Annotated in this window: 24 protein-coding genes, 1 tRNA gene and 2 pseudogenes; 13 read left to right on the forward strand and 14 right to left on the reverse strand. The window is 34.5% G+C overall.

What is annotated here, in order from left to right:
- Window positions 1-52: 52 nt before the first annotated feature.
- Entirely contained in the window at window positions 53-379 is a 327-nt protein-coding gene (locus GWI58_RS14695; protein WP_004244834.1) for a YggL family protein, read from the reverse strand.
- Window positions 379-1,098 carry a tRNA (guanosine(46)-N7)-methyltransferase TrmB gene (gene trmB / locus GWI58_RS14700; RefSeq protein ID WP_004244835.1) on the reverse strand — a complete coding sequence of 240 codons (720 nt, stop codon included), beginning with the start codon at window positions 1,096-1,098 and terminating at the stop codon, window positions 379-381. The genes GWI58_RS14695 and trmB overlap by 1 nt, the downstream gene beginning before the upstream one ends.
- Window positions 1,099-1,313: 215 nt before the next feature.
- Between trmB and mutY the strand changes: the two genes are divergently transcribed.
- The 4 genes from mutY (at window position 1,314) to GWI58_RS14720 (ending at window position 4,127) form a co-directional block, all read left to right on the forward strand.
- Window positions 1,314-2,354: an A/G-specific adenine glycosylase gene (gene mutY, locus GWI58_RS14705; RefSeq protein WP_049196496.1), complete on the forward strand. Its 1,041-nt coding sequence runs from the start codon at window positions 1,314-1,316 to the stop codon at window positions 2,352-2,354.
- A 30-nt stretch (window positions 2,355-2,384) separates the two neighbouring features.
- The gene (locus tag GWI58_RS14710) at window positions 2,385-2,657 is read left to right on the forward strand and encodes an oxidative damage protection protein (RefSeq protein ID WP_161769305.1); all 273 of its coding nucleotides are present in this window, start codon (window positions 2,385-2,387) and stop codon (window positions 2,655-2,657) included.
- 62 nt (window positions 2,658-2,719) lie between these two features.
- Window positions 2,720-3,790 (forward strand): membrane-bound lytic murein transglycosylase MltC, encoded by a 1,071-nt coding sequence (gene mltC, locus GWI58_RS14715; RefSeq protein ID WP_036972226.1) that lies wholly within the window; start codon window positions 2,720-2,722, stop codon window positions 3,788-3,790.
- 261 nt (window positions 3,791-4,051) lie between these two features.
- Window positions 4,052-4,127, forward strand: a tRNA-Phe gene (locus GWI58_RS14720).
- Between the two features lie 280 nt (window positions 4,128-4,407).
- Here GWI58_RS14720 and GWI58_RS14725 read toward each other — a convergent pair.
- Both GWI58_RS14725 and GWI58_RS14730 read right to left on the reverse strand, forming a co-directional pair.
- On the reverse strand, window positions 4,408-4,707 hold the full coding sequence (locus tag GWI58_RS14725) for a helix-turn-helix domain-containing protein (protein WP_094959633.1): 300 nt from the start codon (window positions 4,705-4,707) through the stop codon (window positions 4,408-4,410).
- Window position 4,708: 1 nt separating this feature from the next.
- Window positions 4,709-5,059, reverse strand: a pseudogene (locus tag GWI58_RS14730) (type II toxin-antitoxin system RelE/ParE family toxin).
- A 245-nt stretch (window positions 5,060-5,304) separates the two neighbouring features.
- Here GWI58_RS14730 and GWI58_RS14735 point away from each other — a divergent pair.
- Window positions 5,305-6,120 (forward strand): phosphoribosyltransferase, encoded by an 816-nt coding sequence (locus tag GWI58_RS14735; protein WP_161769306.1) that lies wholly within the window; start codon window positions 5,305-5,307, stop codon window positions 6,118-6,120.
- 556 nt (window positions 6,121-6,676) lie between these two features.
- Here the strand turns inward: GWI58_RS14735 and GWI58_RS14740 are convergent.
- Window positions 6,677-6,787 (reverse strand): annotated as a pseudogene (locus tag GWI58_RS14740) (helix-turn-helix domain-containing protein); the annotation flags it as partial.
- Between the two features lie 459 nt (window positions 6,788-7,246).
- Here GWI58_RS14740 and speFL point away from each other — a divergent pair.
- From speFL to GWI58_RS14760, 4 genes are all read left to right on the forward strand, one after another.
- Complete coding sequence (gene speFL, locus GWI58_RS14745; protein WP_107034653.1) at window positions 7,247-7,354, forward strand: leader peptide SpeFL; 108 nt, start codon at window positions 7,247-7,249, stop codon at window positions 7,352-7,354.
- 373 nt (window positions 7,355-7,727) lie between these two features.
- The gene (speF, locus tag GWI58_RS14750) at window positions 7,728-9,890 is read left to right on the forward strand and encodes an ornithine decarboxylase SpeF (RefSeq protein ID WP_094959631.1); all 2,163 of its coding nucleotides are present in this window, start codon (window positions 7,728-7,730) and stop codon (window positions 9,888-9,890) included.
- Window positions 9,891-9,953: 63 nt separating this feature from the next.
- Window positions 9,954-11,282 (forward strand): putrescine-ornithine antiporter, encoded by a 1,329-nt coding sequence (potE, locus tag GWI58_RS14755; protein ID WP_094959648.1) that lies wholly within the window; start codon window positions 9,954-9,956, stop codon window positions 11,280-11,282.
- Window positions 11,283-11,411: 129 nt separating this feature from the next.
- Window positions 11,412-12,104, forward strand: coding sequence for a TetR/AcrR family transcriptional regulator (locus GWI58_RS14760; RefSeq protein WP_161769307.1), 693 nt, complete (start codon window positions 11,412-11,414; stop codon window positions 12,102-12,104).
- 117 nt (window positions 12,105-12,221) lie between these two features.
- Here the strand turns inward: GWI58_RS14760 and GWI58_RS14765 are convergent, their stop codons facing one another.
- The 9 genes from GWI58_RS14765 to GWI58_RS14805 all read right to left on the reverse strand — a co-directional run bounded on the left by GWI58_RS14765 (window position 12,222) and on the right by GWI58_RS14805 (window position 20,007).
- Window positions 12,222-13,373 (reverse strand): adhesin, encoded by a 1,152-nt coding sequence (locus tag GWI58_RS14765; RefSeq protein WP_094959629.1) that lies wholly within the window; start codon window positions 13,371-13,373, stop codon window positions 12,222-12,224.
- Window positions 13,374-13,385: 12 nt separating this feature from the next.
- Window positions 13,386-13,901: a fimbrial protein gene (locus tag GWI58_RS14770; RefSeq protein ID WP_036900794.1), complete on the reverse strand. Its 516-nt coding sequence runs from the start codon at window positions 13,899-13,901 to the stop codon at window positions 13,386-13,388.
- Window positions 13,902-13,921: 20 nt separating this feature from the next.
- Window positions 13,922-14,455 (reverse strand): fimbrial protein, encoded by a 534-nt coding sequence (locus GWI58_RS14775; RefSeq protein WP_012367545.1) that lies wholly within the window; start codon window positions 14,453-14,455, stop codon window positions 13,922-13,924.
- Entirely contained in the window at window positions 14,448-14,876 is a 429-nt protein-coding gene (locus tag GWI58_RS14780) for a fimbrial protein (RefSeq protein WP_094959628.1), read from the reverse strand. The genes GWI58_RS14775 and GWI58_RS14780 overlap by 8 nt, the downstream gene beginning before the upstream one ends.
- Window positions 14,877-14,907: 31 nt before the next feature.
- Window positions 14,908-15,639, reverse strand: a complete 732-nt coding sequence (locus tag GWI58_RS14785) for a fimbria/pilus periplasmic chaperone (RefSeq protein ID WP_094959627.1) — start codon at window positions 15,637-15,639, stop codon at window positions 14,908-14,910.
- A 35-nt stretch (window positions 15,640-15,674) separates the two neighbouring features.
- Window positions 15,675-18,197, reverse strand: a complete 2,523-nt coding sequence (locus tag GWI58_RS14790) for a fimbria/pilus outer membrane usher protein (RefSeq protein ID WP_161769308.1) — start codon at window positions 18,195-18,197, stop codon at window positions 15,675-15,677.
- A 60-nt stretch (window positions 18,198-18,257) separates the two neighbouring features.
- Window positions 18,258-18,830 carry a fimbrial protein gene (locus GWI58_RS14795; protein ID WP_094959625.1) on the reverse strand — a complete coding sequence of 191 codons (573 nt, stop codon included), beginning with the start codon at window positions 18,828-18,830 and terminating at the stop codon, window positions 18,258-18,260.
- A gap of 187 nt (window positions 18,831-19,017) precedes the next feature.
- Window positions 19,018-19,578, reverse strand: a complete 561-nt coding sequence (locus GWI58_RS14800) for a fimbrial protein (RefSeq protein ID WP_094959624.1) — start codon at window positions 19,576-19,578, stop codon at window positions 19,018-19,020.
- Between the two features lie 144 nt (window positions 19,579-19,722).
- Window positions 19,723-20,007 (reverse strand): helix-turn-helix domain-containing protein, encoded by a 285-nt coding sequence (locus GWI58_RS14805; protein WP_004244884.1) that lies wholly within the window; start codon window positions 20,005-20,007, stop codon window positions 19,723-19,725.
- Window positions 20,008-20,647: 640 nt separating this feature from the next.
- Here GWI58_RS14805 and GWI58_RS14810 point away from each other — a divergent pair.
- The 4 genes from GWI58_RS14810 to treB all read left to right on the forward strand — a co-directional run bounded on the left by GWI58_RS14810 (window position 20,648) and on the right by treB (window position 24,593).
- Complete coding sequence (locus tag GWI58_RS14810) at window positions 20,648-21,472, forward strand: winged helix-turn-helix domain-containing protein (RefSeq protein WP_094959623.1); 825 nt, start codon at window positions 20,648-20,650, stop codon at window positions 21,470-21,472.
- Window positions 21,469-21,921, forward strand: a complete 453-nt coding sequence (locus GWI58_RS14815) for a hypothetical protein (protein WP_004244887.1) — start codon at window positions 21,469-21,471, stop codon at window positions 21,919-21,921. The genes GWI58_RS14810 and GWI58_RS14815 overlap by 4 nt, the downstream gene beginning before the upstream one ends.
- A gap of 162 nt (window positions 21,922-22,083) precedes the next feature.
- The gene (gene treR, locus GWI58_RS14820) at window positions 22,084-23,052 is read left to right on the forward strand and encodes a trehalose operon repressor TreR (protein ID WP_110229810.1); all 969 of its coding nucleotides are present in this window, start codon (window positions 22,084-22,086) and stop codon (window positions 23,050-23,052) included.
- Window positions 23,053-23,171: 119 nt separating this feature from the next.
- Window positions 23,172-24,593, forward strand: a complete 1,422-nt coding sequence (treB, locus tag GWI58_RS14825; RefSeq protein WP_036969808.1) for a PTS trehalose transporter subunit IIBC — start codon at window positions 23,172-23,174, stop codon at window positions 24,591-24,593.
- Window positions 24,594-24,595: the final 2 nt, after the last annotated feature.

The following is a 24,595-nucleotide window of genomic DNA, read 5'->3' on the forward strand; positions in this document are numbered from 1 at the left end:
GCATCCTGTTGGATGCCCTTGTGATTATTTGCTAAAAATGTATAACTTTTTATTAGTCCCACCAAACGTCAAATAGTTCAGAGGTCTGTACATCTTGCATATTTTTTTCTTTTAAGTAGTTTTCTACTAATTGACGATGCTCTTCGGTACATTTGCCAATTTTTTGTAGACAGATCAGGCCTTCCCAACTCAGATAACCACTCGCATCAAATGCCAGCCCATTTGGCTCTATCACATTAAGGATAAAGTCATCAACAAAGCTGTCGACCTCCTCAATAGGGGTATTTTCTGGGAACGTCCATTTAACTGAAAAACCTAATTCCTGAAATTCATCGATACGCATTTTTTTGCGTAAACGGCGACTACGTTGTTTAGCCATTATTTTACCCTCTTAAACATAAGATCCCATACTCCATGCCCTAAACGATGACCGCGTTGTTCAAACTTAGTCACGGGGCGTGTTTCTGGTCGTGGTACATAATCCTGAGTTTCTGATAAGTTCTGATATCCATCAACACTTGTCATAACTTCAAGCATATGTTCTGCATAGGGTTCCCAATCTGTTGCCATATGGAAAACACCGTTTGGCGCTAATTTAGTTAAAATTAACTCTGCAAATGGTACTTGCACAATACGACGTTTATTATGACGCGCTTTGTGCCATGGATCAGGAAAAAACAACTGAACCATCTGTAAACTATTATCTGGGATCATGTGATTGAGTACTTCTATCGCATCATGACACATAACTCGCAGATTTGAGATATTCTCTTCTTGTGCACTGGCAAGGCAAGCACCTACACCGGGGGCATGTACCTCAATACCAAAGTAATTATTTTCTGGCGAATTTTTTGCCATAGTCACCAACGAAGCGCCCATTCCAAAACCAATTTCTAAAACAACAGGGGCGTTACGTCCAAAAACCTGACTGAAGTCGATAGGTTCCGGTTGATATTCAATGCCAAAGATAGGCCATTGCTTTTCTAATGCTTGTTCCTGACGAGGAGTTAAACGGCCTTGTCGGCGAACAAAACTACGAACGCGTCGTAAAGCACGCCCTTCTTCATTGAATTCCGGAGAAATTACATTCTTGATCATGTCTAATACTGTCAGTCGTTAGGCCAATTATTAACTTAATAACGTTATAATGTCGTTATAGTATACATTTAAGCGACATTATCCAAAGATAGCCAATTTTAGCAAGAGTCACCTATATAAGCATCACTCTATAAGATAAATATTAAGGGTGTTTACAGTTTATGCTCTCTGTGGTGCAATCTTACCCTTATACAGATCTGAGTTAAAAATAAAATATGATGGAAGCACAGCAGTTCTCGCAAGTCGTACTCGACTGGTATCACAAATACGGGCGCAAAACATTACCTTGGCAACAAGAAAAAACGCCTTATCACGTTTGGTTATCTGAGGTGATGTTACAACAAACTCAAGTTGCCACGGTGATCCCTTATTTTGAGCGTTTTATTGCGCGTTTTCCGAATGTTAGCGCATTAGCGAAAGCGCCACTTGATGAGGTGCTACATTTATGGACGGGTTTAGGTTATTACGCCCGCGCCAGAAACTTACATAAGGCGGCACAACACATTGTAGATAAGCATCAAGGACAGTTTCCTGATACCTTTGAGGACGTTTGTGCTTTACCGGGTGTGGGACGCTCTACAGCAGGGGCTATTTTATCGCTATCACTAAAAAAGCCTTATCCTATTCTTGATGGCAATGTAAAACGTGTTTTAGCGCGTTGTTATGCTGTAGAAGGTTGGCCGGGTAAAAAAGAAGTTGAAAATAAATTATGGGAAATCAGTGAACAAGTCACCCCAACCAAAGGGGTTGAATATTTTAATCAAGCAATGATGGATTTAGGGGCAATGGTTTGTACGCGAACAAAACCAAAATGCGAACTTTGCCCTTTAAATACAGGTTGTATTGCTTATGCTCACCATAGTTGGGCGGATTATCCGGGGAAAAAACCTAAAAAGGCTATTCCTGAAAAAACAACTTATTTTCTTATTTTACAATATGATAATCTGGTCTGGTTAGATAAAAGACCACCAGCAGGAATATGGGGAGGACTGTTCGCCTTTCCTCAGTTTGAAACAAAAATGCTTTTAGAACAGTGGCTAGCTGAACATGGTCTTGAAAATAACAAAACTGAGCAATTAATTTCATTTAGACATACTTTTAGCCATTTTCATTTAGATATAGTACCAATTTGCGTAAAACTCTCCACGTTTACCTCTCTGATGGAGGCGCAACAAGGACTTTGGTATAACTTACAAACCCCGGCAAGCGTAGGGCTTGCGGCACCTGTAGAGAATTTACTTAGACAATTAGCCTAAGCTAATACCGGCGATATTTGAGGATTTATTATGAGTAGAACTATTTTTTGTACGTTCCTAAATAAAGAAGCGGATGGACTTGATTTTCAGTTATATCCAGGAGAGCTTGGAAAACGCATTTTCAATGAGATTTCTAAAGAAGCTTGGGATCAATGGATGGCAAAGCAAACCATGCTTATCAATGAGAAAAAACTCAACACAATGAATCCTGACGATCGCAAATTATTAGAACAAGAGATGGTAAGATTTTTATTTGAAGGCCACGATGTTCATATTGACGGCTACACACCACCTGAAAAATAATATCCATTTTCCAGAGCCATTACGGCTCTGGAGTTTTATTCACCAGAGCGATGCAATAGACCATGAAAAAAATCCTTCTCTTGCTGATTATCGCCCCTCTACTCATCTCATGTAGTAGTAAACCCACTAAAACTTTTGAGCCTGATTACAGCAAAGACACCAATGCCTTCGATATATTAATGGGACAATTTGCCAATAATATCGAGATGATTTGGGGAATGCAGGAAGTATTAATCGCAGGCCCTAAAGACTACGTAAAATATACGGACGCTTATAGAACTCGTAGCCATATTAATTTTGAAGCGGGTACTATCACTATAGAAACCCTAGGGGGTGACGCGCCTCAATTCCAATTACATAAAGCGATTGTCACGACATTGCTTATGGGAGAAGATCCCGGCTCTATCGACCTCTACTCTGATGTAAATAATATTCCCCACAGTACAGAGCCTTTTTTATTAGGACAAGTACTTGATAATACAGGGCAGCCTATACGCTGGGAGTGGCGAGCAAATAAATTTGCAGATTATCTAATTGCCAATAAATTACAAAAGCGTCAATCAGGGCTGAACACTATTTGGTATGTCACTATTAACTTAGTACCTAACCACTTAGATAAACGTGCACATAAATATTTACCTTATGTACAACAAGCCGCGGCCAAGTATGGTGTTGAACCTTCACTGATCCTTGCCATTATGCAAATTGAATCCAGCTTCAACCCCTATGCGGTAAGTAGCTCTGATGCACTAGGCTTAATGCAAATTATGCCAGCAACAGCCGGACGAGATGTATTTCGTATGCAAGGTAAATCAGGGCAGCCAAGTCGCAGTTACTTATTTGATCCGGCGAATAATATCGATGTTGGTACAGCGTATATCTCGATATTACAAAATAGCTACTTAGGTGACATTAAAGATCCCGTTTCTCGTCGCTATGCGGTGATACAGGCTTATAATGGTGGTGCGGGTAGTGTGTTACGCATCTTCCACAGTGATAAGAAAAAAGCAGCCACGATGATTAACAACTTAGCACCGACGGAAGTTTATACGACATTGCGCAATAAACATCCGGCCGACCAATCACGGCGTTATCTTGAAAAGGTAAGCACCGCGCAACGTAACTATCGTTAACCATTATTATGTTTAAAAATAAAGCTTACCCAATCAATTTGGGTAAGCTTTTTTTGTTATCATTGCCCTACTTTTGTTCACTTCGCTACATTTTTTCTTTATTGCTCTGCGACAACAAAAATCACTTCAGTACTCTTTTTACTCATTTTGTGAAAAAAAGAGTCTTTTATTAATCAATAAGATTAAAAAAACAGCGATTGAACAGTTTTGTGATAAATAACGTTGACGAAGACGGTGAGATCGGGTTTAATACGCCCCGTTGCCCGGATAGCTCAGTCGGTAGAGCAGGGGATTGAAAATCCCCGTGTCCTTGGTTCGATTCCGAGTCCGGGCACCATATTTCTTTTGTTCGTCAGTGAGTTAAGTCACTGAGAGGGCAAACAAAAGCTAAAACATAAGTTTACGCAGATTATCTGTTGTTAAAATGTTATTTAAAGCTTTAAATAAACAGTCTTGCTCAATCAAGGCTGTTTTTTTTTATTTGTCTCTTTTACTTTCTTTCCTAATCACTGTCAAATCTAGATACTCCTCCTGTTATTCTTATCACATCAATTCCGCTTCAAGTATATCTCGCAAGTTATCAACACTTTCATACCTTATATCAATTAAATATGTCATTAAAGATGCAGCCCTATGCGCTTACCATTTGGTAACGTCACATCTATAGAAAGTTCGCCACCTAAAGCTTTTATATAGCGCTTTAACGTTGATAGCTTTGGATCGTTATCAACATTCTCAAGCTTAGCTATAGAGGGTTGAGAAATACCAAGCGATTGGGCCAACTCTGTTTGCGAAAGGTTTAATTCCTCACGAATTTTATCGAGTGTGATTTCACGGCGAATTTCTTCTGCTCGGGTTTCAATTTTTGCCAGTACTTCGGCTGATTGTTTTTTAAGTAGTTTACCCAAAGTGGACATGTTATTTCTCCTGCTCTAATAGAGGTGCAGTATATTCAGCATCGGCTATTTTGATTAATTTCTTATAGAAACGAGTTTCATCTTTCCTTTTTTATCACCAGCACATAGCACAATACCACGGCGAATGAGATCAAATGCAAAACACGCTCTAATCGGATGACCACCAACCTGAATTCTCAGTTCCTTCATATTCGGATATTTTGAACCTTTTAGTGTATCAACTTGAGGGCGACCAAGATTAGGGCCATCCTCACGCAAAAATCATTAACACCGCCAATACTTCAATTTGTATCTCTTCATCTTGTTCTTCAAACCAAGAATCAAACAAATCTCTCGTTAGTATTTCCCACATAAGTCATTATAACCTCTAGATTATATTGTCAATATATTAGTAATTCATAGTGTGTTATGAAAGTCTGGACTTCGATTAACAATTATTATATTTAAAAATATATAAATCTATTTTTATTTAACTTAATAAATTAAATTATTAATGTAATAATATATTCTAAATAATACATTGCCTTATTTTAATATAGCTCTGCTATTTTCTCTCTGTTATACTTTCCTTCTCTTCTCGGACTAGCATATGTATTTATGGGATTAATAATTCAAGAGCAATGTGTTATTGTTGATCATAATTGCCCCGACTGGCTAATAACTCAGTCTGAAGGGAATCCAACTATTGATTATACAGATGGCTTAAAAGTTTATGCTATTTTTAAAAGACAATTCCTTTCAGGTAAAAGAAGACGTAATAGAAAACAACGTCAACTGGGGGATAATTGTCCTTTAATTTATGCTTTGAAAAAAAAGGATGATTTATATACAAATATTTCTAGCATAAAAAAACTCAATGATAGCTTCAAAATTATTTGCAATAAACTTATGGAATTAGAACCTAAAGGGTATCAACTAATAATATCAATGCCTTCAGCCCATAATATTAGCCCTATTATCGCAAAACGTTTAGCAAAAAAATTTAATGCCACATATTTAACTGATATTTTAAGAAAAATAACAGTCGATAATGCTTTTCAACTTCTCGATAAAGCAGATATTAATATTGAAGAGGCTAAAAGTCTTAGTTTCAAAATTAAATTACAAGCAAAAGAAGTTGGACTTAAAGGAGGGTTTTCACTAAAAAGTATCCCTACTGAATTTAGGAATATATTTCCACCATTTGTTTTAAACACACAAGCATCATCCAATACTGAAAAAATCAGAATATTACTTGTCGATGATCTTATGGCTACAGGAACAACATTAACTACAGCTAGGGATATCATTGCACAACAGTATCCAAATGCCATTATACATGCTATCTGCCTATTCAGTTCAATAAAAAAACAAAACAAAAAACTTGATAATATCAAGATAAACGGGTATAAAGGCGTTATAGAGTGTGCTTGAGTCTCCCCGCTCTTAAAATCCAGATGAGACCCGCGTAAGCACCTGACTGAGGTCAGCTTGTAAAGAGCAAGTATCAGTCGATTAGGCAGCGGCTAATCCTTCAACACATATTGTTGTCGTAGAGAAATATCAAAAGGAGAACTTAGGTTCTCCTTTTACTTTTTAATCTTATGTGAAAAATTAACAAAGCATTCTTCCTTTCAAATTTCGTTACTACTATTTATCACGCCCTTTATAAATACTTCTTAAAACCCTCTACTGTTACAAAAATGGTCATTCCTATAAAAAAATTGAGTAATCAGAAACTAATTTTGTAATAAAAACACACTATTTACGCCATAGATATACAAAAAGAGAGCCTAAACTCTCTCTTTCTGCATCCAATAAATATTTATTTTATTGACTTCAATAAAGTATTAAAAACTTCATTCTGCGATGATCTGATGTTTTTTCCTTTTGGAGTAACAAAGGTCACTTCTTTTCCACTATGACTACAAGCAGTACTAACTGTACTTCTTGTCTTCTCGAGTCTCAATATCAGAACCTCATTCTAAAGCGCTAACGCACGATTGAAAACAAAGCGACAAGCTCCTGCGAAACATCGCATATTTCCCTCCTACTGACCATTTAATATTAATTGGAATTTGAAGGCTTGAAGTTGTTTTATAGATATCATTATCCTTTGGTCTATGACAAAAGAAACTGAGTTAGCCGGAAAACTATACCTTATATCCCCCCTGAAAAATGGATTTTACGGCACACATGATAAAAACGTCTTAAAGTGTTTTATGACTACACGAATAATTTGATAAAGGGAATATACACCATATTAATAATCAAAATAAAAAAATTGATTATGTTTATATAAACAACTACCACATAGATTCACAATGAAAATATTTTATATTTATTATATTACTATTTATAATATAGACTTAGCGACTATATTAATTGTAAGTTCCATTATTTAAAACAAAACAACAAATAATTAACAAGCAATGCATTAATTAAAGACAAAACTATTCTTAAAATGATATATATTGATCTGCATCACAGTTTAATTCGGATATTTAATTATATTGATTTATAGTTGTTATATAGGTCTTAATAATTAACGGATGCGAAAATGGAAAATAATAATCGATTTTGGCCACATATAAGACGTATTACACATATAATGATGTTTTCACATCGTTCATGTTTTGATTTTAATCTTTTCAACGCTCAAAGATAATCTCTCTATTGGCATCCATCACGTGGTTTGCATATTACCAGCGTATGGATAGTCAACCTCTTTACCATTATAAATCACATTTTATGTGACTATAATGGATTCTTATTGATCATTCATATTACTGTTTTTTATGCATAGTAATGTGCAGTTAATTAGTTTTTATTATTGGTAATTTGGCTAAAAACATATTACTAAAATTATAAAAACCATCATTCTATACATTATTTTTATACGTGATAACATAAATATAAACGTGATTTTTATAACTCGACACTCTATCGAGGGAAAAAACTCGCATTTATAAAAATAAAAAACTGAAATATTTTCACTTAATATTTCAGCGGGAATTTTTTACCAAAAAAAGGTATTAAAAATGAAAAGTTATAAAATAGCGGTCAGCTACGATATGTCTGACTATATTTCAACCCACCGTGAATGTGTCGATATTCTACATACTGATTTTTCTGATGTTGCCGTGATTATTATTTCACTTGATGACATTCAGAATGGAAAGCTTGATTTAATTGAACAAAATAGCTTTGAACAGCCTATCTTTGCTGTTATTAATAATGATGAAGTTATCCCAGCTAATATTATTAATCGATTAACTGGTGTAATTGATTTAAATAAAAAAAATAGTGAGTTATATAATAAACAACTAGAAACTGCAGCGTTAAAATATGAAGAGAGTCTATTACCTCCTTTTTTCGGCAGCTTAAAAAAATACGTTGAACAAGGAAATTCAGCTTTTGATTGTCCTGGGCATCAAGGAGGTGAATTTTTCCGCCGTCATCCTCTAGGTAACCAATTTGTCGAGTATTTTGGTGAGAACTTATTCCGCTCTGATTTATGTAATGCCGATGTTTCTATGGGTGATCTGCTGATCCACGAAGGTGCCCCATGTGCCGCACAACAACATGCAGCAAAAGTCTTTAATGCCGATAAAACTTATTTCGTTCTTAATGGTACATCTTCCTCCAATAAAGTCGTTCTTAATGCCTTATTGGCACCAGATGACCTAGTATTATTTGATCGTAATAATCATAAATCAAACCATCACGGAGCATTAATTCAAGCAGGAGCAACGCCTGTTTATCTTGAAGCTGCACGTAACCCATTTGGGTTTATAGGTGGGATTGATGCTCACTGTTTTGAAGAAAAATATCTTCGTGAACTCATCAAAGAAGTCGCCCCTACACGTGCAAATGAAAAGCGCCCTTTCCGCCTAGCCGTTATCCAATTAGGTACCTATGACGGAACAATATATAACGCACGTCAGGTAGTCGATAAAATCGGACATTTATGTGACTACATTTTATTTGACTCCGCGTGGGTGGGCTATGAACAGTTTATCCCAATGATGAAAGATTGTTCTCCACTTCTACTTGAACTGAATGAAAACGATCCGGGGATCTTAGTCACACAATCTGTACATAAACAACAAGCGGGATTCTCTCAAACCTCACAGATCCACAAAAAAGATCGCCATATTAAAGGTCAAAAACGCTATGTAAATCATAAACGTCTCAATAACGCCTTTATGATGCATGCCTCTACTAGTCCATTCTATCCATTATTTGCAGCTTTGGATGTGAATGCAAAAATGCATGAAGGTGAGTCAGGTAAACGTTTATGGATGAATTGCGTAAAGACAGGGATTGAAACCCGTAAATTACTCCTGAAATCCTGTAAACATATTCGCCCGTTTATTCCAGAAACTATCGATGGTCGTGCATGGGAAGATTTTGATACTGATGAAATTGCCAATGATCTCCGATTCTTTAATTTTGTTCCGGGAGAGCGCTGGCACTCATTTGAGGGATATGAAGAAAATCAATACTTTGTTGATCCATGTAAATTACTACTAACCACCCCAGGTATTAATGCCAAAACAGGAAAATATGAATCATTTGGTGTTCCTGCCACCATTTTGGCGAACTATCTACGTGAAAATAACATTATTCCTGAAAAATGCGATCTTAACTCCATATTATTCCTGCTAACGCCTGCAGAAAGCATGGCGAAAATGCAGCATCTGGTCGCACAAATTGCTCGCTTTGAACAATTACTGGAACAAGATGCCCCACTGAAAGAGGTACTTCCATCCGTATATCATGCCAACCAAACACGTTATCAAGGATACACCATCCGTCAATTGTGCCAAGAAATGCATGATATGTATGTGAAATTTAATGTAAAACAACTGCAAAAAGAGATGTTCCGTAAATCACATTTCCCACAAGTCAGTATGTTACCTCAAGAAGCCAATATCGCTTTTGTGCGTGGCGAGGTGGAGTTAGTTGCCGTGGAAAAAATTGAAGGCCGTATCGCCGCCGAAGGTGCTCTACCTTATCCACCAGGAGTACTGTGTGTAGTGCCAGGGGAAATTTGGGGTGGCTCTGTACAGCAATATTTTCTAGCGCTAGAAGAAGGAATTAATCTATTCCCGGGATTCTCACCGGAATTACAAGGTGTATATATCCGCAATGATGAGGACGGTCGTCTGCGGGCATATGGCTATGTAATTAAGCACTGAGTTAATTAATTTATGCGTGACGGAGTGTGAATAAGCATGCTCCGTCAGCCGGAGAGTAAAACGATGAGTACTTCAAAAAATAAAATGAGTGTATTGCAACTCACTATATTAACTGCGGTGAATATGATGGGTTCCGGTATTATTATGCTACCGACCAAACTAGCCGAAGTAGGAACCATTTCTATTTTATCTTGGATTGTCACTGCAGTCGGCTCTATGGCTCTGGCCTATGCATTTGCTAAATGCGGTATGTTTAGCCGCCGTAGCGGAGGAATGGGAGGGTATGCCGAGTATGCCTTTGGCAAATCGGGGAATTTTATGGCCAATTATACCTATGGTATTTCCCTGTTAATTGCCAATGTCGCTATCGCAATTTCTGCTGTGGGTTATGGTGCCGAACTGATGGATGCGACAATGACCCCATTAGGTATTTGTATTGCAACGATTGTTGTATTGTGGATCTGCACAATAGCAAATTTTGGTGGTGCGCGGATCACCGGACAAATAAGCAGTATCACTGTCTGGGGAGTGATCATCCCTGTTGTGGGTATTTCAATTATTGGCTGGTGGTGGTTCAATCCTGCACAATACATTAACTCTTGGAATCCACATAATTTTCCATTCTTTGAAGCCGTAGGCTCTTCTATTGCCATGACCTTATGGGCATTTTTAGGTATGGAATCAGCTTGTGCCAATAGTGAAGCAGTTGAAAATCCTGAAAAGAATGTTCCTATTGCTGTATTAGGTGGCACATTAGGTGCAGCCGTTATTTATATCGTATCAACAAATGTTATCGCAGGTATTGTGCCAAATATGGATCTGGCAAACTCTACCGCGCCATTTGGCTTAGCCTTCTCCCAAATGTTTACCCCAGGTGTTGGGAAAATCATTATGGCGCTAATGATTATGTCTTGTTGTGGATCTTTACTTGGCTGGCAGTTCACCATCGCACAAGTATTTAAGGCGTCATCAGATTCTGGTTATTTTCCAAAAATATTTTCTGCAGTTAGCAAAGCTGATGCCCCGGTAAAAGGAATGTTAGTTATTGTTGTTATTCAATCTGCACTGTCACTGATGACCATCAGCCCATCATTAAATAAACAGTTTAATGTACTCGTCAATCTAGCAGTTGTGACTAATATTATTCCTTACATCCTTTCTATGGCGGCAATGATTATTTTACAAAAAGTCGCCAAAGTGGAACCTCATAAAGCGAGAACCAGTAATATCATCGCATTCATTGGGGCTATTTATAGTTTCTACGCTCTGTATTCATCTGGTGAAGACGCTGTAATGTGGGGGGCATTAGCCACATTCTTGGGATGGACACTATATGGTTTTGTCTCTCCACGATTTGAAATGAAACAAAACCAAGACCTAATGACAAAATAACACACGCTATTCGTTATATTCCTCCCGCATAAAATTCCAGCGGGAGGGACTTTTCTCATAACAAAATAATCAGCATTGACAGGTACTTAATAAGCTACCTGTATGCTCCCCTGTCGTGGAGATAGCAAAATGATGATATCAGAAATCACCAAACCGAAACGAGGACGTCCCCCCAAAAATCATAGTCCTAATACAGATGTAAAAAATATAGTTATTCAAAGTGGTATAGAAATGTTTGCTGAAAAAGGCTATATCAGTTCAGACATTTGTAAGATATTAGAAAAAGTTGGTATCCCGAAAGGATCATTTTATTATTACTTTGGTAGTAAAGAAAAATTTGGTTTAGTCGTCATCCAACATTATGACAACTTTATTTCTAAGCAACTAGATAACTATTTGTCTTATACTGCATTACCTTTCCCCAAAAGACTATTAGCATTTTGTCACATGATAAAATCAGAAATGGAAAAGTATCATTGGCAACGAGGATGCTTAGTAGGTAATCTCATACAAGACATTGTTAATTTACCCATTAGCTATTATAAAATACTGAATAATGTGATTTCTGGATGGCAGAAAAAGGTAGAAAATTATCTTCTAGAAGCACAAAAATATAAGTTTATATCTAAAAACATTGATTGTAGACAAATGGCTATTTTTTTCTGGATGGGTTGGCAAGGAGCAATAATGCAAGCAAAACTAACCCGCTCTAATCAGCCACTAGATATATTTATCTCTATTTTTATGGCGCAGGTGTTTGGTATTCATTATCAAGCGTCAGAATATCCCATTCTATTTAATAAAAATACTTTTACTAACTAATTTTTTAAAAAAAAGAAACAACTTATCAATAAAAATTTATTATTAAGTTAATTTCTAAAAAATGTAAAAAAGGCTCTACTTATCTAATAATAAATAGGCCTTATTTAGATAAATATATCAATCAAACGTAGCGATTAGCCAAGCAGAACCTTTATAATCTCCAGCTATCGCATTTGTTCCTTGAAGATGGCTGGTTATCTTAATTGTTCTCAAATCATTAATGTCAATTTTAAAATCTTTACCTTTTTGCCCGGTTATTTCATCTGTCATGGTCAATTCACTATAAATTTTATTATTGCTGTTTTGGGTACTCACCATCGGTAATCTTTTTTGAGGATCGTTATCAGTTATATAATCGAGACGTAATCTCACTTTTGTTGCTTTTGAAAAAACACAATTATAAGTTACACTTTCTGTAACTAAGCTGTCATAATTTAATGTATTAAGTTGCCCATGCTTTAAATTTAAAGTACTTACTTGTCCTGTACTTGTTACTGTTTTACAAGAAGAAGTTACGTTTAATTGTGATGCTGCTAATCGCATAGGAACAGTGACATCATTCAATGCCCAAGAATTTTGAGGAGGACTCGTTCCTGATCGTGTAAATGCACGGACATAACCTCCTAGATCCATTTCAGGTATAGGTAGCTGAGAATCAATAACCATATCATTTATATAAAATGTCACACTGATTGGAAATTGTACAGTAAATTCACTGGCATGAGCAGTTAATGTTGGTGTAGCCTGTTCACAAACAGATCCTCTTATATTTACCCAATTCAACATTTGAGTATCAATGGTCATTACCAAATTACTATTAATACGATATGCCATATGGCCTTCTATATTGGTACCAGCCATAGGTACATATGTAAACAAGCGATGATATGCATTATTCCAAGAAATATTTGTTGAAGCATGTCCCCAAGTAAGCCCTATGCACTGAACAATCCCCGATACACTTACACTAGATGGTGTATTATTGATCACAATCGTATTACCAACTTTATAATAGTTTTTACCATCTGTACCTTTCACTGGATTTAATGCAATAGGACTGTTACTTGCCAATTTAATCATATAGCCAGTGTTTATATCTTGAATTCTTGGCGCATAATCTGCAATAGCAATAGATGTAAATATAAAATTAATAAAAAAAACACTTAATAATATTAAGAAATAAATTAGGTCACTTAATAAAGGTATTATTACATTATTTAATGCTATTTCTTTTTTCCACGAGGAAAATTTATGTATTAGTTTCAACATAAAAAATATCCATTAGTTATAAGTCACTGAAATAGTAACTATTGAATTGAACTTCCCTAGTTTTAATTGATTAATAGGCACTGTATTTACTAACTGAGCTTGTAAGTCAACACGATAAAGAGTTGAATTAATTCGTTCTGGATTGATTTTATGCTTTTTACTTGTTTCCAGTGAACGAATAGTTCCACCAGTCACTTCATTAATATCTATACCTAACCCATCAGTACTTGTTGCTAATATATTTTTTCCTTTATATAAAAGCGTACTTCCGCCTTTTGGGTTTAAAACAATGGCTAATGTATTATTAAAATTACAGTCTGATATATAAAGTGAAAAATCTTTTACCACAGGAGATTTAGTCAGTGAAGATATCGTCAATGTATCAAAACCAATTTTTAATGGAGCACTACCATTTTCACTACGTATATTACAAACAGGTTCAACCATTGTTGCAGATATATTAATAAAAATATCAGCATTACATACTAGAGAAATAAATAATAAAGCTACACCTAATAAATTTTTCATTTTATTTAGCCATATTAGCACTATTCATACTCCACATTAAAAGTTACGATACTGGAAAATTCACCAATCTTAATTTCTCCTATTGCTGGCTTACGGACAAAGACACCAAACTCAAATTGTTGTGAACCATCAACAACACTTACATCTCCAATTGTCATCGGTTTATTCCATATAACAGACCTTCCATTATTATCAATAATTCCTAATAGTGCTCCACTATCCCCTTTAGTAATAAGAAAATGATTACCATCGATATCAACTAATTCGTTACTTTTCCAGGTTAATTTAATACTTTTCTGTAAGTCAGTTTCACTACACTTATCAATCGCAATCGTGAAATGAGTCACTTTACTAATTTCATTTTCATTAATAAATTGCCAACGTAGATTGTGTAAAGTAACTTTTTTATTTATTGATTCTGAAGCGACTTGGCATGCAACACTGATTAACTCACCGCTAAATTCAACATCTAAATTATTGGCCGCTAATGCTTGAGACTGCCAATTACATATTGTTAAAGAAATAAGCCCTAGAAATTTCACCATCTTATTCATAACTTACCTCTAAACGTAATATATGTTGATCTTTCATTAAGGTGGGTAAATATATTGGATTATTGCCATTGTGTAATGAAAGTGAATAATCTTCAGAAAATAGCCTTCGTTGTATATCATAATAACGAATACTTGCAGGAGTATTTGCTGTTACATCAAATAAGTTTATAGTGCGATAATCTTTTCCAGCTCCACATCCAATCAAACTTAAATTATTATCAAAAGATAAATTACAAGGCGCATTAAACAGAGTGGCTCTCACTTGAACTACTCCTTGATGTAATGGCTCATAAACTGATTGTTTTGTCGCAGTACTCACGATAGAACTTTCGGCTATAATAAATTGACTGAATGCACAGCCAACAATGAGTAAAAGCACTTTGAACCATTTGGCTATTTTAAAAACGTGATATTTACTCATTACTTTTCCTATATCCCAATATTGTTAAGAATTATTGTTCACCAGTTACCACACAGGTATCACCTTGGCAACGAAATACCAACGATGGTTTACCACCATAATCATTAATATAAGTAAGATAAGGTGTAGATAATATAGAAGACGCAATATCATGAGCCGATTTAGGTGGCACCATGACAACATCAAAAGGATTTTTTTCAGCGGCTGCTTTACTATTTCCAAATCCAATTATTGTTAAATTAAAAGGCGTTATATTATTGACTCGGTAGCCTTTAGCCGTTTTGGTTAATGTCACTTTATGTGTCCATTTAGTTTCTGCTTCAGATAAAATACTATTTGGACGATAAAATAGTTTTACACGAGATTGCAAAGCAATTTGTAATGTATTGCCATCTGTTGATTTCGGTGGTACTTCACGTAAATTAAAATAAAATACCGACTCTCTATCTTGTGGTAATTTATGTAATTCTGGTGTTGTACTTAGCCTAACTAAACTATAACTATTTGGCTCGATTCTCTGTAATGGAGGCGTAGCTAAAATAGCACCTTTAGTTAATTTATTCCCCTGCAAATCCTCTATCCAACTTTGTGCGAGATAAGCTTCTTCAGGATTATCATTAGAAATAGTAATATTAATTGACTTTTCCGTTCCAGGGAAAATAATACGCGTTCTATCTAATGTCACAGCACTATGTGCCGCCATCGAAATAAATATGGAATACCCAACAAGAATACAATATAACCCACGACTAAAATTAAACATAACTAACCTCACAATATAAAACATTTAATTAATAATTAATTTTCTGTAATTTTTGATATAGTCGGTGAAGAGCAAGGTAGCAATAACATGCTAGTTGGCGATGCTAAATCTTCAGGAAGTGACAACTCACATTGTTTTTTCCCTGCCCAATAAACAGATAGTTTTTCTTTTGATGAAATGCCTACTAGCCATGTCACACCATCTTCACCAACAATACCCAACTCACGATTATCCGCATTACGTACACTTGCCCCAAAAGGCGGTTTCTTACCATCATTTAGGGATATAATGGCAAACAACTTTTCCCCTTTCATTACTGATAAACTGCGATACCCTATCGCCCCTTTAGTCAAGGTAATATCAGTTGTTGATTCTAGCGTTTCTATATTTTCAGGTAGCTGACTGGTATTAATAGAAACCGTAGATTTACGATAACTATTAACATTAGGAATAACTGCAAGTCCAAAGTGATTAGTTTTGATAACGCCACTATCTAGAGGTACATCACCAACCCCTGGTGTTTCAATCATTAAACGAGTATCACCATTAGCTGAACGATGCAACGCAATACCTTGAGTTGTAACTGTAATACCACTGTTAATTGATGCACCAACACTACGATATTGTTGTGGTACATAACTTGCGTTAGCAGATAAGTTAGCTTGAGAAAAGTCGCGAGAATAATAACCACTGATACTTGATTGGCTATCAATTTCTTCTCCATGACTATAGCCCACATTCAGACTATAATTATCGCGATCACTATAACCACTATAACTTGCTCTATGGCTATATTGATTACTTTTACCAATACGAGAATATGATTCAGAAAATGAAATGCTATGGCCTTTATATAATGGTATTGTTAAATACAGATTAATAGCATCATCTTGATAACCACTATCTCGTTCAGTTCTGGTTGCTGATAAAGATATATTCGCATTTTGCTGAGATAACATTGGAATACTGATATTAGTACTTGCGTATAAACCATATTGTGTTTGAGGTTTATCTTGCCAATAGGTACTATATTGATAATTTAGTGATATATTAAAATTATCAAAATACTTGTTTATATAAATTTGATAGTTCTCTTTTGGAGAGCGAATATCATAACCAGTACGACGTTGATCCATAAACTGAGTTAATGTGCGATAATCTCTAGTAGCAAATCGATATCCAGCAAAAGTAATATCCGTGCGTAGTGCATCAAAAGATTTTGCATAATTAAGACGATAAGAACGCCCTTTTATTTTTTTATCAGTAAAACGTGCAAAAGACTGAGTAATATCAAGTGATAATGCCCCAAAAGAAAATAGATCCCGTCCTATACCAATCGCCGTTGCCTGATAATCGCGGTTAAATTGTGTTCCCCCATATAACGACCAAGCATTAGATAGACCATAGGAGAATTCACCACTGAATACGGGTTTACCGGTTAAATGATGTCCATCATAACGAGTTTTACCCATCACTAATTTATAGATCAGACGGCCAGGGCGAGTTAAATAAGGTAATGAGGCAGTACTGATACTAAATTTTTTCTCTTCTCCATTTTCTTCACGGATTGTGATATCGAGTATCCCTCGAACACCACTATCTAAAGTTTGAATACGAAATGGCCCAGGGGGTACTGTTGTTTCAAGGAGCACTCGATTTTGGCTACGAACAATCACGGTTGCATTGGTATCTGCTACACCTGTGATCTCTGGTGCATACCCCACTAATTTGGGAGGTAGCATGCGATCATCACTTTCTAATGAAATACCGCTGTATTGCCATGATTCAAAGACATCTGAGTAAAAATAATTTTCTCCAATAGTTAAAATTGAAGCCAATTTTTTCAAGGAGGTAAAACCATAAAGACGGCTAAAATCAAAATCGTGTATTTCTTGTGATTGTCTGCCACCCCGCTTTTTTTGATAGATGGCACTATAATCACCACGAAAGCGCCAAACACCTAAATTAATACCCGCAGTACCATTAGTGGACAAATAAGTACGTTTATCCCCCTCTTTTTCTTCGGTGATTGAAACATTAGCGCTGTAATCAAGAAAAGCACCATTAATTCCTTCTTCCCATAATGCAGGAGGAGTCCAATAAGGATCTCTATATTCCATCCATAATTGGGGGATCGTTATTTTGAGTGATAGTGTTGGGAGATCAATAACTGTTTGCATTCCTTTCAAAACAGAAAGATCAAGGCATTGACTATTAGGGTATACAGTCACTTTTGGTTTTACAGACTCTTTTAAACCAATTGAATCAAGTAAGTCAGCAGGTATACAGATAGCTTGTGTTTGCGTTTTTTGCTCTAAAACCGTGATATCGCGAGGTGCACCTAAACGTTGTCCATTAACAAAAACTGTTAATACATAATCACCAGGGGGAACATAGCCAGCAATGGAAAATTGGCTCATATCGATATTTTGTATATCTTCTGCATCTAACACATCGATATTGAATTCTGTAGCATAAGCAGAAAACACACTAATACTCATTGTCAATAATACGACTTGCCTTAACTGATTGAGTTCAAATATCATACTATTCACCATCCCCATCCTAGAGGTAATAAAATACTTTATTCATTAGAGCCTAAGAAAATGCATCTACCTTTATTGATAATGGATAAAAAAACGAACCAGTCCTTGATAATCTCCAGCTCGTAAAGGTTCTCCGGTGAGTTCTAGCCTAAGGAAGTAACGCAGATAGAGGATTTGTCCCGATTTATCTTGTCGTAATACGCTATCGAATAAAGGATATGTTTCTCCTGGTATTAATGCATTTTTATTATTATCTAGAACAGAAACCCCTAAACCTTTAGATGTGCCTTGCAAGATAAATGCATTGATATTACTTACGCTCTGTCCATCAAAACGTATCATCCATGTTTTGCTGTCAATTGACGTGTAAATGCTGCCACAGTCACGAAGTTCTATTTCAAATGGTAAAGTCTGCTGTTCGCGTTTTTCTTTGCTTGATAACATAGCTAAAGTTAAAGAAGAAAAATCAACCGTTTGATAACGATTTGACATTACAATAGAACAAGGAGTTGAGATAACACTACCCACTAGATAAGTACTTCCCTCATGCTCAATAACTTTAGGATCGAAAGCCAATGCTGTACTAGAAATAAGTGACAAAAGACTGCCAATTACTTGCAATCCTATACGTCGATAAATAGCCACTTTCTTCTCCATTATATAAATAGAATCTTCAGCTTTAGCTGGTTTATTTCTAAGTTAATAAAAAACCCATTGATATATAAAATAAAACCAACGAAATTAATATAAAAATAATAAATTAAAAAATTCTTATTCAAGAGATAAAATTGACTGCCAGCATTTTATTTACTAACAGTCAATTTAATTCATATTACTGATAAGTTATACGGAAATTAGAAATTGCACTAAATTTACCTTCAGAAACATCTTTACTTGCATCAACAGCTTTAGCAAGAGCTTTAAAGGTTAATACATTATCACCCTTTAGATTTGTAATACTTGGTAAAATATCTTTTGCTTTTCCAAACTCAAAACCATCAATTAAAATTCCCAAGTTATTTGTATTACCAGCAGAAGTAGCCAATAATGTATTTGCTGTGTCAGCATAATTTTGTCCAGTAAAGACAAGTTCCATTGATTTTACCGGAACAGGCTTACCACTAGTGGCATCTATACCAAAATTAGTAAAATCACAACCTGTAAATTCAATATCAAAATCAGCCTCAACCATTTTACCACTTTCTAAGGCTTTACGAGAAAGTTGGCCAAACTCAACTGTTTGTTTCAGTGAAGATTGAGCAATATTACAAGGCGTATTTACAACAGAACCCGTAAATGTGATAACACCTGTATTAGCATTATCAGCCATAGCATTTAAAGAAATAGCGGAAGTAGCTAATAGAACAGTTAATGCTATTTTATTAAATTTCATACATCATTTCCTTTATATTTGACTATTTTAGTATTTACCGACATTGAGATAGGCTATCTCATCAAAGAATATCCTTATTCACGCATCCCTATTAAAAATATAAATATCCATATTGAAATCTTGTCCATAGAATTTAATTTAAAGTTAATCACCAGAAATAATTTTAAATTTATCACTGATGATAACTTTTAATAGATATTGAATATTAAGATCTAGAACATCAGATATTAACAATAGCTTCTCAAAGCTTATTTTTGACTCTGCTGTTTCATATCTAGATACCTGCTGTTGACTGACATTTAACTTTTTAGCTAAATCTTCACCTGTTAGTCCTATCGCTTTTCTTTTTGAACGGATCTCTTTCCCTAAGTATTGATGAATAGCTTTAGTATCGTAAGTTTTATCAATTTCGTATTTTTCTCTTTCCATAATCTATTTTCTATTAGCTTTATAAAAATGGGATATATCATGCTAAAATACGAGCATGCCAGTTACTGCTTTATGATTGTATTTTATTAAAACTAACTTTTAACTTTGTTTCGCAATGTTGTTGATGCAATAAATGCTACATGAGTTATTACAATGCGTGTTAGCAAAAAAACTACAAAACTCACAAAATTCACAAAAAATAACAAGCATATCAACATTTTAGATAAAAACCAAAATCGACTTAATTGATTTATTTAACTTTAATTTTAGAAGTGATTTTACTCATTTTTAAATAAATTTAATTCCAATAGCAATTTATTTATAAAAGCTTTCTACTAATTCCCAGAGTAACACCCCCATTATAAATAAATTTAAATAATGGTAATTCCTAAAGATTATAGAGACTTATAATATTAAATAATAAAAGTCACATAGTTAATTTATACGAATAAATAAATAGATATCTTGCTTTGTTTGTTACCAGTAAGTTTCTAATTGTTACTTAAATGTATTAAAATGCGATAAACAAATTTTTTAGTTTTTTTAACTTGAAAAAATAATTTTTTAGCTTTATATATAAAAAATACTCCTTTTATAGCATTAAGAAGAATAAATATCCAAATGACGTATTGGCGGCACTATGTATCTAATTAATGATGACATTATATTTTATAGCGATAAAAATTTATTATTTTCAAAAAAACTCAATAAAGAAAAGAAAATTTTAGCACCTTCATCTAAAATGCTAATACATCTTATTACCGTTAATGAATTAGTTACGCAACGAGAATTATTTAGAATTGGCTGGGGAGATAAAGAAAAATTTATAACTAATAGTGCTTTCTATCAAAATATTCTTTTATTAAGAAAAGCATTTAATGAGCTAGATATCGATGATGAGATTGTCATCACCGTTCCTCGAAAAGGGTATATCATTAATCACAATATTAGTATTGAAAAACTATCTGACAATAATATTCAAGATATAAAATTAATCAATGAACATAAAATTAGTGATATTCCTCACATAAAAAAAGAAATAGAAGAAGATATAAATACGAATATTAATAATAAAGATCATTCTTTATCATCAATAAAAAAAACAAGCATATCTTTATCAAAAAAGAAATTATTTATTATTATACTTACATTGATAGTCTTGTTTTTTGTTGTTATTTTTACTTTTAATTATCTAGATAGTAGAAAGCATAAATTATATAACTATAGTAACTGCGGAACATATAAAAAATATAATTTATTTTGTAATAAAGAAACATTAAATGAGGAAAAAGAAAATTTAATTGATAATTATATTTCTAGTTATTCAGATTATAATTTCATCTATATAACTGAAAGTGATTCTTATTCACGAACATCATTAATATTATGTAAAAAAAAGTTTAGTCCTATTAATTTCTTGCATAATCAATGTGTGTCTATTTATGTATTGGATAATAAGAAATGAAAAAATATAGTGCTATTAGTGTATTAGTTATCATTTTAAGTTTAATGATTTATTTTAGTTTTTACTTCAATCAAGAAAAAGAAAATGTAATAAATTGTGAAGCAAAGTTAATTATTTATGATAAAGAGGATACTAAAGCTAATTTAGAATTAATGTTTACTTTAGGAGAGGAGCAAGGATGGGCAAGTATTCGAGGTGTTATTGATTATAACGGCGATTTGATCCCAGTATATAGAAAATCTTTTTTTGATATAACCAAACTGAAAACTAGCTACAAGCTAGCATCTACACAGATCCTTATTAACGATAATAACAGTGAAATTATCAATAAAATAATTCCCAATTTATATGTCAAAGAGGGTTGGCAAAGAAGTCTTTCTGTTTTTAGTCAAAACGATGGTGGTTATTTATTCTCATCTAACAATGTATACTCATTTTATTGTTATTAGCCTCCAATACAGACAAATATAAAATTCTCTTTTTTACGATTGTGGTAGTATCTGCGTACAATTTTTAGACTAAATCAAACAGTAAAAGAATCACTTGTGGAAAACAACCTGCTAAAACTACAATAACTTTATCACACAGCAGATAAATACAGAAAAACGCTCATGACAGATACTAATAAAAAAAAGTTAACAATCAATGATATAGCCAAACTTTGTGGTGTGGGAAAATCGACTGTTTCAAGAGTACTTAATCAAGATCCTATGGTTAATGAAGAAACAAGGAAAAAAGTTAACTCAATTATTGATAAATATAAATTCACGCCGTCAAAATCTGCACGAGCAATGCGGGGATACTCTAATCGTTCTTTTGGTATTATCGTCACTCGCCTGGATTCTTATGCGGAAAATCAAGCGGTTAGTGCCATATTACCGATCCTCTATCAAAACAACATTGACCCTATTATTTTAGAAAGCCAATTTAGCCAAGCCAAAGTAGAAGAAAATTTAAAAATGCTCGCCCACCAGAAAATCGATGGCGTAATATTATTTGCATTTTCAGGGATCAATGCGGCTAACTTAGCAAGTTGGAAACAAAAAATGGTTGTTATAGCAAGACCACTAGAAGGTTTTGTTTCCATTTGTCATGACGATGAACGAGCTGTTAACGCTTTAATGCATTATTTCCATCGAGACAAACATTATCAACATATAAGTTTTATCGGGATCCAAATTAATGATGAAACAACGGGTTTATTACGTTATCAAACTTATCTTCAATATTGCCAGCAACATCAATTAATATCTCAAGCTCAACTTGGTGAACTTAATTATCAAAGTGGCTATTTACTTGCCAAACAAGCATTAGCAAGCAAGCCTCAAGCTATTTTATGTGCTACCGACTCTCTGGCCTTTGGTGTACAAAAATATTTAGCCGAACAGAAAATAGAACATATTGAGGTGGCCTGTATCGGTCGTAATGATCTACTCACCTTTTTATTTCCTCAAACTAAATTCTATCGATTAGGCTTTAGAGAAAGTGGACAAGAAGCTGCTAACATATTGATACAAATGTTAGAAAAAAATATTCCTGCACAAAAAATCATTATATCAAGTCATGACTTAAACCCATGATCAAATAAATTAATGATCATTAACTGTGATCTTTATCTTGTTATGGGAACGTTCCCATTGGATAAAAAGAAAGATCTCGATATATTAAAAAATAACCCTACTATTATGAGAATATTAATATGTCGATACCTCAAGACAACCAAGCCATTGAAGAGTTAATTACTCTTGTTGGAGGTTCAGATAATGTTATTAGCGTTTCACACTGTCTAACCAGATTACGTTTTGTTTTGAATGATCCCAATCTTGCTGATATAGATAAAATTAAAAAAATATCTTTTGTTAAAGGCTGTTTTAATAATGCGGGTCAATTTCAAGTTATTGTTGGTATGGATGTTGATATCTACTATAAATTATTAATTGATAAGCTTTCATTAAAAGCTAAATCTAAAGATGATATAAAATCTGACGCGAAAAAGAATATGGGATTCTGGCAAAAGCTGATTGCCAATTTAGCCGAAATTTTTGTTCCATTATTACCTATCTTAATTTGCGGCGGTTTATTGTTAGGATTAAGAAATGTTATTGGCGAAATGCCTATATCAGATAATAAACCCCTCACTTATTTTTATCCTTGGTTAACGCCAATATATGATTTTCTCTGGTTACCTTGTGAAGCCATCTTCCATTTTCTGCCTGTAAGTATTTGCTGGTCGAGTGTAAAAAAGATGGGCGGTACACCTGCACTAGGTATCGTACTAGGTATAACCTTAGTTTCTCCACAGCTAATGAATGCTTACAATTTAGGTTCACAAATTCCTGAGGTTTGGAATTTTGGTTTATTTACTATTGAGAAAGTAGGTTATCAAGCCCAAGTGATCCCTTCGATTTTAGCGGGACTATTTCTGGGATGGTTTGAAACTAAATTACGTCGTTTTATCCCTGATTACCTAAAATTAGTTATTGTGCCGATCGTAACTCTTATTGTCGCCGTTTTTGTTGCCCATGTTATTTTAGGCCCTATCGGTAGAAGCATAGGTGATGGTCTCGCCCAACTGATCAAATTTTTAATGTTAGGTGATTTTGCCCCTATTGGTTCAACTATTTTTGCCTTTTTCTATTCCCCCATGGTGATCACCGGCTTACATCACACAACGTTAGCGATAGATTTACAAATGACTCAAAGTTATGGCGGTACACCTATTTGGCCGATTATCGCTCTGTCTAATATTGCTCAAGCATCCGCCGTTGTAGGCATTATTATCGTTAGCCGCAAATTAAATGAACAAGAAATTACTATTCCGGCAGCTATCTCTGCTTATTTAGGTGTGACAGAGCCGGCCATGTATGGCGTCAACTTAAAATATGGCTTTCCTATGCTGTGCGCCATGATCGGCGCTGCGCTAGCGGGTTTGATTTGTGGATTAAATAATGTGCTATCTAATGGTATTGGTGTCGGCGGATTACCCGGTATTTTATCTATCCAACCTACTTATTGGTTAGTTTATTTATTGGCAATGATAGTGGCTATTGTCGTCCCTATTGGATTAACCATTCTGGTCTATCGCTATAAAGAAAAAGCAGGCACCTTGCAAGTCGATTAATT

This window comes from Proteus sp. G2674, assembly GCF_009915195.1.
In the GTDB taxonomy this organism is placed as follows: Bacteria; Pseudomonadota; Gammaproteobacteria; order Enterobacterales; family Enterobacteriaceae; genus Proteus; species Proteus mirabilis.